8 protein-coding genes are annotated in these 12,952 nt (G+C 38.3%); 5 read left to right on the top strand and 3 right to left on the bottom strand.

The window, feature by feature from the left end; translation table 11 throughout:
* Positions 1 to 17 precede the first annotated feature (17 nt).
* The gene (locus ACOMC3_RS13130) at positions 18 to 5,726 is read right to left on the bottom strand and encodes an Ig-like domain-containing protein (protein WP_420316349.1); all 5,709 of its coding nucleotides are present in this window, start codon (positions 5,724 to 5,726) and stop codon (positions 18 to 20) included.
* Positions 5,727 to 5,837: 111 nt separating this feature from the next.
* Between ACOMC3_RS13130 and ACOMC3_RS13125 the strand changes: the two genes are divergently transcribed.
* Both ACOMC3_RS13125 and ACOMC3_RS13120 read left to right on the top strand, forming a co-directional pair.
* Positions 5,838 to 6,383 carry an RNA polymerase sigma factor gene (locus tag ACOMC3_RS13125; RefSeq protein WP_420316348.1) on the top strand — a complete coding sequence of 182 codons (546 nt, stop codon included), beginning with the start codon at positions 5,838 to 5,840 and terminating at the stop codon, positions 6,381 to 6,383.
* Entirely contained in the window at positions 6,371 to 7,060 is a 690-nt protein-coding gene (locus ACOMC3_RS13120) for a CDC27 family protein (protein WP_420316347.1), read from the top strand. The genes ACOMC3_RS13125 and ACOMC3_RS13120 overlap by 13 nt, the downstream gene beginning before the upstream one ends.
* On the opposite strand, the gene ACOMC3_RS13115 is transcribed toward ACOMC3_RS13120, so the two are convergent.
* Positions 7,051 to 9,903 carry a CHAT domain-containing protein gene (locus tag ACOMC3_RS13115; RefSeq protein WP_420316346.1) on the bottom strand — a complete coding sequence of 951 codons (2,853 nt, stop codon included), beginning with the start codon at positions 9,901 to 9,903 and terminating at the stop codon, positions 7,051 to 7,053. The two genes, ACOMC3_RS13120 and ACOMC3_RS13115, sit on opposite strands and share 10 nt — an antisense overlap.
* Positions 9,904 to 10,044: 141 nt before the next feature.
* Here ACOMC3_RS13115 and ACOMC3_RS13110 point away from each other — a divergent pair, with 141 nt between their 5' ends.
* Positions 10,045 to 10,830 (top strand): hypothetical protein, encoded by a 786-nt coding sequence (locus tag ACOMC3_RS13110; protein ID WP_420316345.1) that lies wholly within the window; start codon positions 10,045 to 10,047, stop codon positions 10,828 to 10,830.
* A gap of 77 nt (positions 10,831 to 10,907) precedes the next feature.
* Here ACOMC3_RS13110 and ACOMC3_RS13105 read toward each other — a convergent pair whose 3' ends face one another.
* Positions 10,908 to 11,675 carry a class I SAM-dependent methyltransferase gene (locus ACOMC3_RS13105; protein WP_420316344.1) on the bottom strand — a complete coding sequence of 256 codons (768 nt, stop codon included), beginning with the start codon at positions 11,673 to 11,675 and terminating at the stop codon, positions 10,908 to 10,910.
* 84 nt (positions 11,676 to 11,759) lie between these two features.
* Here ACOMC3_RS13105 and ACOMC3_RS13100 point away from each other — a divergent pair, with 84 nt between their 5' ends.
* Both ACOMC3_RS13100 and ACOMC3_RS13095 read left to right on the top strand, forming a co-directional pair.
* Positions 11,760 to 12,170, top strand: coding sequence for a hypothetical protein (locus ACOMC3_RS13100; RefSeq protein WP_420316343.1), 411 nt, complete (start codon positions 11,760 to 11,762; stop codon positions 12,168 to 12,170).
* Positions 12,171 to 12,191: 21 nt separating this feature from the next.
* Complete coding sequence (locus ACOMC3_RS13095) at positions 12,192 to 12,950, top strand: hypothetical protein (protein WP_420316342.1); 759 nt, start codon at positions 12,192 to 12,194, stop codon at positions 12,948 to 12,950.
* Positions 12,951 to 12,952 lie beyond the last annotated feature (2 nt).

Here is a 12,952-nt window from a genome sequence, read left to right as displayed (position 1 = left end):
CATTAGCTTATGCTTCCTTAGTTAGCCTTAATAATCTGTTCCCTAAAAACCTGATCGCCTGATTTAATTTCAAGTACATAAAGACCTGGTTTTATAGTTGAAAGATCAAGTGATCCATAGCGAATTTTATGTTTAACCAATAGAACCTTTCCATTCATTCCAATCAAACGAATGGTAGAATTTTCGCTGGTTTTGATGGTTAATTTGTTTCTAACAGGGTTTGGATAGTATTCTACATCAATCTCATTTTCAAAACCCAATGCATTTTCAGTTACCTCAAATGACTCTATTGCTGAAGCAGAATTGTAATTCTCATTACCTGCTTGCGATACAGTGACGGTCACTACCCCTGTTTCCCCGGTTAGCGTTACAATTGCACCACTATTTGTTGCAGGACCAGAAACGCTGTAAGTAAGCTCAAGCCCAGAGTCTACTTCTGCATCAATATCAAACGCTGCATCGATTGTCAACTTATCCTCAATTGGAGTGATGGTGATCACTTGTTCTGCTTTGACAATTTCAAAAGATTGAGTCACTTCTGAGGCTGGATTATATGTGTCATCACCGGCTTGATTGGCGGCAATGATTGCTGTTCCTGCTCCTGTAATGGAAACGGTATTTCCATCCAGTGAGATTGGGCCTTCAACTACTGTGAACGATACATCAAGATCAGAGGAGCTGGAAGCGGAGAGCTGAAATGATTCATCACCGAAGACTTTGTCTTCAATTGCGGAGAATGTGATGGTTTGATCTTGTTTTGCAGGATCAGTCACATCAAATGATTCAGTGGCCGACGTACCATTGTAATTCTCATTACCCGTTTGAGATATCGTAACAGTCACAGTTCCACTTTCTCCAGTCAGCGTTACGGTTGCATCCTCATTAGTTGCAGGTCCAGAAACGCTGTAAGTAAGCTCCAGTCCAGAGTCTACTTCTGCATCAATATCAAACGTTGCATCGGTTGTCAACTTATCCTCAATTGGAGTGATGGTGATGACTTGGTCTGCTTTGACAATTTCAAAAGATCGAGTCACCTCTTGAGCAGGGTTGAAAGTGCTATCACCAGCTTGATTGGCGGCAATGGTTGCATTCCCCGCTCCTGTAATGGTAACGGTATTTCCATCCAGTGAGATTGGGCCTTCAACTACTGTGAACGATACATCAAGATCAGAGGAGCTGGAAGCGGAGAGCTGAAATGATTCATCACCGAAGACTTTGTCTTCAATTGCGGAGAATGTGATGGTTTGATCTTGTTTAGCAGGATCCAAGACATCAAAAGACTCAGTGGAAGACGTACTATTGTAATTGTCATTACCTGCTTGAGATACCGTAACAGTCACAGTTCCACTTTCCCCAGTTAGTGTTATGGTCGCTCCCTCATTACTTGCAGATCCAGAAACGCTGTAAGTAAGCTCCAGCCCAGAGTCTACTTCTGCATCAATATCAAACGCTGCATCAGTAGTCAGCTTATCTTCAATTGGAGTGATGGTGATAACCTGGTCAGCTTTAGCAATTTCAAATGATTGAGTCACTTCTGATGCAGGATTGAAAGTGTTGTCACCGGCTTGATTGGCGGCAATGGTTGCTGTTCCTGCTCCTGTAATGGTCACACTATTTCCATCTAATGAGATTGGGCCTTCAACTACTGTGAACGATACATCAAGATCAGAAGAACTGGAAGCAGCGAGTTGAAATGGATCATCACCGAAGACTTTGTCTTCAATTTCAGAGAATGTTATGGTTTGATCTTGTTTAGCAGGATCAATAACATCAAATGACTCAGAGGAAGACGTACTATTGTAATAGTCATCACCTCCTTGAGATACCGTAACAGTCACAGTTCCACTTTCTCCAGTCAGCGTTATAGTTGCATCCTCATTAGTTGCAGGTCCAGAAACGCTGTAAGTAAGCTCCAGTCCAGAGTCTACTTCTGCATCAATATCAAACGACGCATCAGTTGTCAACTTATCATTAATTGGAGTGATGGTGATGACTTGATCTGCTTTAGCAATTTCAAAAGATCGAGTTACCTCTTGAGCAGGATTGAAAGTATCATCACCGGATTGATTGGCAGCAATCGTTGCATTCCCTACTCCAGTAATAGTTACTGTATTCCCATCCAAAGAGATAGGGCCTTCAACTACTGTGATCGATACATCAAGATTAGATGAGCTTGAAGCGGAGAGCTGAAATGAATCATCTCCATAGACTTTATCAGTAATTTCAGAGAATGTAATGGTCTGATCTAGCTTACTTTCAGTGGTGAAGTTCCATTCAGTAGATTCTATTATTCCACTGAACCAATTATTTGAGAGATCCGCAATTACCCCATCAGCCAGGTACATGTAATAGGTTGTTTCTCTTGCAAAATCCTGATGAGGTATTGAAAGTATGTTTCCCTGAATGTTATCATTTGTAAGGGTAACAACTTCGAATATCTGGTTACTACCATACTTTATAATCGCTTGCTTTGTTGCTCCACTAGTGGCAATCATAACGTCTTCATCAAAGGTGATTTCCATCATTTGATTGACAGCTATATCAATGGCATCATCGGTTGGATTTAATACTTCTATCGCCGGTTCTATTTCATCGGGCTCAGCCATGGTTGTAATTACCCAGTCAGAACTATTTGTGAAATTGGGAGCGTTATTTCCCCATTCATCTTCGATCGCATTGGTTATGGTGAAATAAATTTCTGTTTCGTATGGCAGGTCTATGGGAATGTCATAGGTAACCGTACTTCCATCAACAGTGGCACCTGAGCTAAATGCCCAATTAGCACCAATTTGTTTATCAGTAGCGGCGTTGTACATTTTGAATAAACCCGACCCAGTCAATTGAACATTCTCATCAAAGTTCAACACTAAGTTTTCAGTAATTGAAACATCAGTTGCACCATTCAACGGAGATAAAGATGTTATTTGCGGAGCATCCAGCTCTCCTTCGACAGTAAAATACCAATCATCACTGCCTGTGATATTTTCTGCTCTATTACCTGCTAAGTCCTCGATTGCATTTGTTATTTCAATATAGATTTCAGTACCATAAGGTAGATCTATTGGAATATCATAGGTTACCGTGTTTTGATTTATTGTCGCTCCAGCATCAAAAGACCATATGGTTCCTATTAGCTGATCATTGGATCGATCATACATTTTAAATATTCCTTCACCACTCAATTGAACATCTTCATTAAAGGTTATAACCAAATCCTCATCTGCTGCAACGTCTGTAGATTCATGTAATGGAGAAAGTGCGACGAGACTTGGTGCAATCTCATCGCCAGTTGTGAAATTCCATGTTTCTGTACCCGCGATAGTGAATGTCTGGTTGAATTCATCTCTGAACGCACTATTTGGGATATAAACATAATAGGAGGTGTTCGTATTCAATTCACCAAAATCGATTGTTACCTCATTGCCATTGAGTGTAACCTCTTCTGAGTCTGTAGTAACAACTGATGCATTTGCGTTATTGCTTGCATACTTAAGGTAAATAGGAGCACCGGTGGCCACAGTAATATCATTATTTGTTGTGAATGATACTACTCCTGAAGTACTTACATCAACAGCATCATCAGCGGGAACTGTGGATTGAATTTCTATCGCTCCGTATGTGGTAAAACGCCAATCGTTTTCTCCATCAATGGCAGTTACATTGTTTCCATCAGCATCAAAAATGACTTGATTGGAACCATTTGTCTCATCCAGAAGAATATAATGTTCTGTATTTTCAAACATGTTATAGTTTCCTGGAATATTGAAAGTTACAGTTAAGTTATCCTCGCTTATAGACGCAATATTTCCAATATTATAGTAGAGCACATCCGTTTCACCTGCTTCACGATATAATCTTACAGCCCCACTTGTATTTCCTAAATAGACAGGCTCATCAAATGTGATTTCAAAATCAATGGCATTACCGGCACGTTCAACTTTGGTAGCACCATTCGAAGGGCTCAGAGAAACGATATCAGGTCCGTTACCATCATTGATTCTGGTACTAAAATTCCATGTTTGATCATCTTCTATGTCCTGACCTCCATTTGCAATATCCTCTGCATCCACAAAAAGGCCTTCTCCCAGCGTAACGTAGTAATCCGTTCCGGAAGCCAGAGGGTTAGGTAATGAAATAGTTGCCGTAGCTCCATTCAATTCAATATATGGGCTGTTTTTGTTTGCAAAGAATACTTGCGTATCGTCAGAGTTATAGACCCTAATGGCTGGAATAGTGGATGTAGTCAGAACCATCTCACGATCATATGTTAATGACAATTCCACATTGACCGGTATAATTTCAGTTGTGGGAGAAAAGGAGATGATTTGTGGTCGTGTATCTTCTACTGTAAAAGTCCAGCTTGTGTTGTCTTGAATCCCCTCCCAATCTTCACTAATCAAATCACTTCTGAGATAAGCGTCAGATACTTGAACATACAACTCCTCACCTTGCGGGAAATCTACCGGAAAATCGAAGGTTATATTGGGGCCATCAATGGTCATATAGGTGCTATTGAAATTATTCAATTGTGCGACCAGGGCATCATCAGATACTTTATAAACCTTAATGTTACCTGCGCCAACATCCGCATCGTGAGAAAATGTTAACGTTAATACAGATTCTTTAGAAGCTTCCGTCGAGCCATTTCCTGGAGTCAATGAAACCAACTCAAAAGGACCTGGACAGTCAAGACTAAAGGTAGCAGTCTCATCTTTTTCCCAGTTAGCATTAGCATAAGCTACGTCGCTAACCTGAATGCAGGTAAGATTAGGCGATGTATCTACTTCCAGATATAAGTTTTGATTATTGCCATTCGCAGCATTTAAATGACGTAAAGGTGTATTACCATTCAAAATAGCTTCTACTAGCATGGTGTTTTGAGAAATATCAATTTGATCTAATTGGTTATACTCAATATCGAGGTATTCAAGGTTTGGATTTTGAGTGAGATCGATGCTTTGAATTTGTGTGCTATAAACATATAATTCGGTCAGTTGACTCAAAGGAGTCACATCTATTTCAGCCAGGTTATTACTGGTAATCGATAAAACTTCCATGGAAGTATTATTTGATAGGTCGATTGATGTAATGCCAGTTTCTGAAGCATCAAAATCTATCAATAAAGTATTCTGGGATAGATCTAAAGACGCGATTCCTGTATTGTTTGCACAATTCAATTCAACCAATTGGGTGTTATTTGAAATATCTAAAGACTTAAGCAGATTGCCCCAAACATTCAGCTCTGTAAGCAATGTGTTGTTAGAAACATCAATGGATGATAAGGAATTGTTGTTGGCAATTAGAAACTCTAGTTGAGTATTTGCAGAAAGGTCTATGGTAGTAAACGAATTCTCTCCGATACGCAGACTTGTTAGTGCGGAATTATTACTCAAATCCACACTAGATAGATTATTTTGTCTGACGTTTAGCTCAGTAATGTTTGGAAAAGCTTCAATTCCTGTCAGATCAGAGATGCTCAAGCTATTACAAATGATTGCCCCGGAGTAGGCAGTAGCTTCGCTTACCTGGATTTCTCCATCAGCATTGGTGTTAATGGATGTATTACCAACCAAATATGATTTAAAGTTCGCATCCGGGATAGTGACATCCTGCGCATTGCTAACTTGAACAAATAGTAGACTTGCGATAAAAACTATGGCTTCAATGATCCAAAGTTTTCGTTTGAGTCTTCGGTGGTTGTGATCAGTAGTGTTAAATGTTTTCATGACTATTGCGATTTTTCAAGTCTTAATAGCCGATTATGCTAATGGTTAACAGCTCGGTAAAATTTTTTTTCGATTAGGTGTTAACTATTTTGGTTGATGAAATACTAAGTAGTGAAAATAAGTAGCGACGAAAATGTAATTGATCGATTGTCTAAAGGTGATGAAGCTGTATTTAAGCAGGTTTATAACTTTTATAAAAAGGAAGCTAGAAGCTGGTTGATGAAGCACTTTGGTGATGATTTTTCATTTGAAGATGTTTATCAAGATTCGATCATTGTGCTTTATGAAGCTGCCCTTGATGGAAAGTTAGTTGACCTCAAGTGCACGTTGAAAACCTATTTGTTTGCGATTTGCAAGAATCAATTACTAAAGAGATTCAAACTACAAAAGCGACAAGATGATAAGGTTGATGAAGTGACGGTCTACTATAGGGAGTGGTTGGAAAAAGAGGACGAAGAAAATGGACTAGTCAATCAACTAAAAAAATATTTTGATGAAATGCATGAACCCTGTAAGTCTATTTTGAAACTGTTTTACTATCAATCAATGAGTCTGGGACAAATTGCTGAAGCATTGGAATACTCGGATAAAAATGTATTGAAGGTTCAAAAATCAAGGTGCATCAAATACTTAAAGGACAAAGTATGGAAGACATAGAACAAATACGAAAATACATTCAGAATCAACTTTCTGCCGAAGATAAATCCAATTTTGAGAAAAAGCTGGATGCAGAAAAAGGGCTAAGAGATGAGGTAGAAAAGGAGCGTTTGATTATGAAAGGAATTGCTTTTTCTGAACGTGAACGCTTAAAAAGTGTGCTTCACCGGGGTGAACAAACACGTTCTAAATATTGGTACGCAGTGGCAGCATTGATTCCACTCTTGATCATAAGTTATCTTTTCATTTATGACTCACCGAATGCAAATTCCATTTATACCAATTTCTATGAGCCCTATGGAGTGTATGAGTTTGGAGAAGTGAGAGGTGAAAGTTTAGAGAATAATCTTGAGGAGGAGGCATTTGAGGCATATAAGCAAGGAGAGTATCAAGAGGCCTACGAAAAGATTCAACAGTTAAAAAATTCAAGTGACCGAATTGGATATGATCTTTATGCTGGCATTTGTTTAATGGAGTTAGAACGATTTGAAGAGGCACTCAACATGCTTGATCAAATACCCGAATCATCAAAATACAATGATATCGGAACATGGTATCAAGCCCTGATATTGATCAAGTTAGAGCGGGTAGATGAGGCCAGTGAATTATTGAGAAAGCTTTCTAAAGGGAAAAATGGATTAGCACGTAAGTCTAAGGAGGTGCTTAATCAGCTTTGACGTTTTCTTCTGGCGAGAAAAACTACAAAAATTATTGGAATCAAGATGATAAACCATTTTTTAAAATCGCTATCAAATATCATAGGTTCTGGGTTTCCTGTGAATGTAAAACCCGCCCAGTAGTATGGATGAGATTTGACAGGATCAGCATTTTGAAGATATGTCAGCTTGGCTTGACGAAGTGCTTCATCCTTGTTCATTCCGTCCTTCAAATTTTCATATAGATATTCCATTAGCTCAGCAGTGGATTCGTCATTTACTTCCCAAAGACTTATGATCAAATTAGGACAACCGGCGTATAAAAAGGCTTTACCCAAACTTTGTAAACCTTCTCCATTCTGTAGTTTACCTACTCCAGTATTACAAGCGCTTAATGTGACCAGGTCAGCATTAAACCGTTGATTGTACAATTCATAGGCATAAAGGATGCTGTCCTCAGAATCTGTTAAGTATACGGCAGATCTTCCAGGACTTTGAAGGTTAACTTCTGCATGTGTGGCAAGATGGATTAAATCAGATTGCTCAAGCTGTTGAATAATCTTCTTTTTCGAGCTATCTGTAAATCTTTGACCACTTATTATTTTCCCTATTTGATTGATTTCCCTGTTAGCGCTAGTTAAGGTGGCTTTAGAGCTTTCCCGCACTATTCCATCTGCCATATCTACCGATGAACTAAAATCAGGGGAGATTAACGTGCTTATTTTAACAATTCTAGGTTCAGTATTTGCTAGTAAAGCTTCCATAGATGCAGATTGCAAGTATCTAATGGTATACTTTTCAAGTAAATAGTTCCCTTCAGTATCGGTCAGAAGATCAAAAGGAAGATAGAAAAGCTCATTGCTAGGGACAATGTTAAGATTTGTGATTTCAGGGAATAGCGCCAGTTCGGAAAAACTCAAAAGTTGGTATAGCTCACCCTCATAGCGAAGCTGATCCTTCCTATTTCTTACATCTGAAAGATAGCTTTCCAGCTTATCACTGAAATCCTCCGTTTGTTTGTTCCATAATTTCACCCCATCTCTCATAATTAACATGGCATAAACTTCAGATTTTTTATTAACCACATATTCACCGTTATTGTAGATGAGAAAAGCAGATTTATTATCCAATTTTTCTTGAAGCTGAGAAATAGATGCGTATGATGTGTTGATTCGTTCTTGGTAATAAGAAGGATAATTATTCCGAATCACCCTCTTTAAACTGTCTCTTTGATTTGTCTTCTTAATTAGTTCTGTTTTTGACCCTTCCTCTTCGTTTTGTAAGGCTAAAATCTCTTGTTCAATCTCGGCTCTCAAGTTTAGTATATCATCGGGAACATTGAGTTGTTCCATTCGCTCTGCAAGTTGGAACGTGGAGTATGAAATGGATGATTTACATTTTTCAGTGGAGTATAGGAACCTATCTGCATAGGTCAAATTATTACTTTTCTCAAATAAGGTGAAAAAGAGCTTTGATGCTATGAGGTACAAGTCTGTATGGAGATTGAGAAAGTGCCGTTGATTGTCGTAATAGTCGATGTTACCCCAAAAATGATTCGCCAATGAATCAGCTTCTTCAAAAGTGTTAAGAGCTTTTTGAAGAGATTCATCTTGACCTAATTCAATTCCACTTTCAATAGCTGAAATGGCAGATTTTCCATAAAAATAGAAAGCCAATATTTTATCCATCATTTCTGTATTAAAGTATTCTTCCCTTACTTCTTCATGCTGTTGGATTGCGTTTTTCCAATCTTTACTCTCCTTATATGCAACACCAATTAACGCTTGTAAGCGAAGTTGATTCTCAGGATCACTAGCTAGTGAAATTTGACTTTGGAGTATATTCTTTCCTTCAGAGGCTCTACCTATAGCCGATAGCAGATTTCCATAGTTGATGGCTGAACTTACAGTTAACGGATGCTCTTCTCCGTAAATCTCTTTTTTTGATTCCCAAGCTTTGAATGTGTACTCCAAGGCCCGATCGGTTGAATCTAAATATGTATAAATCCTACCGAGATTATTGTAAATGGCAATTGTTTGTTCATGTGATTGTATTCCTTCCCTCATTTTAAGCTCCTTCAATGCAAAAAACCTGGCTTTATCATATTCTTGTAGATAGAAATAGCTCATGCATAAATTCCTGCAAGCATTTAGCAATAGGCGTTTATTTGACCCGCCATTTTGAGCCAATTGATACTGCGCCTTAGCATACTTCAAAGCTTGGTCTTGCAGACTTAACCCCTCATAATAGTAGTAGGCTGCATTGTAGAGTCTTGACCATTCACTATCATTTTCATCGTATAATTCCCCATAGATTTTTAAAGCTTTTTGTAAGTATTGCTCCGCCTCCTTATCGCGCCCCAGTGAAACCAGAATCTGAGTATAGTTTGATATCGCTTTCGCTGTTTTTTTATGAATAGGACCGAATGAACTTTCAAAAGCGTGAAGGGATTTAAGATAATACTCAGCACCTTTTTCCTTCTTTCTTAGGGCATTGTCATGCAACCAACCAAGTCCGAATAACATTTCGCCTACTCCAGAGCTCTTTTCTCCCATTTTTACAGATGCAAGACTTAGGTCAGCTTCAAGGCTATCCAGTGCTTGCTGTGAATCACGATTGATGAGAACGTAGGAAAGGTTGATGTAATATTTACATTCAAAATAGTTTTTCCATAGGTCCCTTTCCTTAAATGAAAATGCAACCTCTTTCAGAATGGGAACGGCCTTCTGAAATTGAAAACTCAAAAAAAGCTCTTCTCCTTTTTGTTGCCGTTTCAATAATGAATCTTCAGAAACCTGAGCTTGCACCACAAAAGTGAAAAGTAATAATATCAGGGTTGATAACTTGGTGGCGTAGGGTGACATGGCGTTTAGATATTATCTAAGTTATAAAACAGCTTACTATAAGCCAAACGAGTAAGCGTTCATCCGCTAAAAACTCTTATTAGCTAAAAGAGTCATTTTTTCATTTCTGTGGCTCTACATAATAGTTTTGTATCTATGACAATGAAGCAGGCTTTATTGAGTTCGACGCTCCTTCTTTTAATCTTTAGCACAAAAGCTCAAATCCTCAAAGTAGACAAAGGTTTTCTTGCGACCGACTCCTCCAATTATTTCACTGGAGTTATTGATGCCACCTTTGCCATCAACAATAGAAGTTCCACAGTTGATCAGCAGAATATTTATGTTGGCGTAAATAACAATGTCGATCTTGTATATATCGCAGAACGCTCTGCTACTGTACTCATAAGTGGGCTAAACTACTTTAAAATAGGGGATGGACCCCTCATTTACAATGGATCTGCACACCTGAGGCAGGTATTGCGTCGCACTGCCAAGCTGACTCCAGAGTTTTTCATTCAGGGACAATTTGATGAGTCCAGGAATATGGAGTTCAGGATGCTATACGGTGGAGGGCTGAGGTGGAACATTCTTCAAAAAGAGAATTCACTATTTGCTGGAGTAGGTGTATTTAGAGAAAATGAACGTTGGAATGGGCCAGAGGGGGAGATCAATAAGAATCTCTGGAAGTTGAATTCATATTTAAGTGCTGATGTAAAACTGACAGAATCAATAAATATTAACGCAATTATTTATTTCCAGTCAGGCAGAGATGGTGCAATTGATGCATTCAGAAATCGATTGAGTGGGCAGTTAGAATTTAAGAATGCCCTGACTGAAAAATTTAAACTTAAAATGACATCTAATTTTCTTCTGGATGACAAACCGATCATTCCTCTAAATGAGTTTATCTATGAAGTGTATTTTGGAGTAGAATATAGTTTTAATTGATTGAACTGAAATCTTTTATTGAACTGCTCAAAAAAGTACACTTTAATAGGTGTTATATAGCAGATGATTCTGAATTACTATTTAACGACTTTATAGATTATCTCTTTTTCTGGTAAAGCAAAACGATCTTTTTCTTCACCACTTAGCTCCTCTATGATGTTTTCTTCAATCACCTTAAGTCCGGATTCACCCAAGCGGGCGCCATAATCCTCACCGTACATTCGTACGTGATCATCCTGCCCAAAAGCTTTTTCTCTCTCCTTTGGATCGATAATATTTTTATCCTCATAAGTTGTTTGAGGTAGAGGGTAGAAAAACGGTACCTGAAGAATGGCCCAGCCACCCGGCTTCAGCACCCTTTTTATTTCACCAAGTGCTTTTTTATCATCATCTACATGTTCCAAGACATGATTACAGAATATGATATCAATGGAATTATCTTCAAATGGAATTTCATGAATATCCATTTTCACTTTAGCAAGGGGAGATTCAATGTCAGCAGTGATGTAATCAAGGTTTTTTAAGGCTTCAAATCTATCCATGAAACATAATTCAGGTGCCACATGGAGCATTTTTGCTTCTTTGGTGAAGAAGTCTGTTTTTCTTTTTAGATAGAGCCAAATCAGTCTGTGTCTTTCTAAAGCAAGACACTTCGGGCAAAGCGCATTGGGTCTTGATTTTAACCTTCCATAAGGCAAAAATTTTCTAAAATGAGACTCGCAGACGGGACACTCTACTTTATTTCCCCGATAAAATACAGCTACAATCCTTAGTGCAGTGTGACTAAATAGCTGGAGGTACTTACGTGGTATTTTTCGAAGGAAAAATGATATTAAAAACTTCACTTTGGCTCAATTTCGCTTCGCAAGTTATTTATTCACCGTACTACCAGCAATCATTGCTAAAAATTTCTCTATTTTGGTTTCCATATGAGGCGATCGATTTTCTTCTTCGCATATTTTTTCATCTGTTTTGCATCCTTTGCTCAAAGAGAAAAGCCTGTAGAAGATCATCTTCCTACGGAAAATTTGGAGATGAGAAAAGATGCCAATAAAGCTTCCAATAAACCGAAAAGAAAGACTTATTCATTCATTTATGTCCCCAATGCTGACAAGATTTTATATGGGAATCCATGTGTGTTAGAGGCAACACATAAAATGGGATTTGAATACCTAGTAGAGCCTTCTTATTTAAATACAAGTAGAACATGGGAGGGTAAATTTTTGAATAACCTTTGGGTAAAGACTAAATTAGTAGTCACACGCTCACCCTTTTGGAAGGTGATCCTCAATCGGAAAATTAAAAAATGCCGTAAGATGACTGGAGATTTGGTGGGTTGATATTCACCTAAACATACCATAATGAAGCCTTCAAAATCTTTAATAGAAAAGACTTGGGTAGTCTTTGTGCTTTTCATCACCTCATGCGCAAATATCACTGAAGAGATTTATCTCAATGCTGACGGAAGTGGCAAGTACATGGTTTACACTGATGCTATTGAAAGTACCCGATCCATGATGATGGGTATGATGAGTAGCATTTATCCGGATGCCTCAGAAGATAGTCTTAGACAGGTAGTTGAGGCTCAAATATGGGAACAGTTCCCATTGGAAGTTGACTCAATCATAGATTTCTCCTCCAGGGTTCCGGATAGTATTAAAAATGATCCGGATAAAAGAAAGTACCTCGATAAGATGGAGATGTTTATGAAGGGCGGCAAGCAAGACGGTTATATTAATTCAGGTATGCGTTTTTCATTCAGTAGTGTCGATGAGTTACAGGCGTTCAATGATTTCTTAAGTGAAAATCAAGGAGCTTCCGGTGATGCAATGAAGATGGATTTACCACAAATGAAAGTCCAATATACCTTTGATGGGAGCTCTTTTGCCAGAACCTCCAAAATCAATGCGGATGTCAAGATGACTGACTCTACTATGATGGTAATTGGTTCTCTGATTGAGGAATCAAAAACCATCCTAATCCTTCATTTACCAAGAAAGGCTAAGAAGGTCTCAAAAGACCAATTGGTAGGTAAAGTCGGGAAAGATGTCACCTATGAGTTTGAGTTGATCAAAGTATTTATGGGTACACAGTCTTCTGATATTAAAGTAGAATTTTAGAT

Source organism: Ekhidna sp. (genome assembly GCF_965212185.1).
Classification (GTDB): Bacteria; Bacteroidota; Bacteroidia; order Cytophagales; family Cyclobacteriaceae; genus Ekhidna.
This window is presented reverse-complemented; position numbering and strand designations above follow the sequence as displayed.

What these genes read in the sequence shown, in the direction of transcription:
- ACOMC3_RS13130 (WP_420316349.1), bottom strand. Translation starts at nt 5,726, where the DNA reads ATGAAAACATTTAACACTACTGATCACAACCACCGAAGACTCAAACGA.
- ACOMC3_RS13120 (WP_420316347.1), top strand. Translation starts at nt 6,371, where the DNA reads ATGGAAGACATAGAACAAATACGAAAATACATTCAGAATCAACTTTCT.
- ACOMC3_RS13115 (WP_420316346.1), bottom strand. Translation starts at nt 9,903, where the DNA reads ATGTCACCCTACGCCACCAAGTTATCAACCCTGATATTATTACTTTTC.
- ACOMC3_RS13110 (WP_420316345.1), top strand. Translation starts at nt 10,045, where the DNA reads ATGAAGCAGGCTTTATTGAGTTCGACGCTCCTTCTTTTAATCTTTAGC.
- ACOMC3_RS13100 (WP_420316343.1), top strand. Translation starts at nt 11,760, where the DNA reads ATGAGGCGATCGATTTTCTTCTTCGCATATTTTTTCATCTGTTTTGCA.
- ACOMC3_RS13095 (WP_420316342.1), top strand. Translation starts at nt 12,192, where the DNA reads ATGAAGCCTTCAAAATCTTTAATAGAAAAGACTTGGGTAGTCTTTGTG.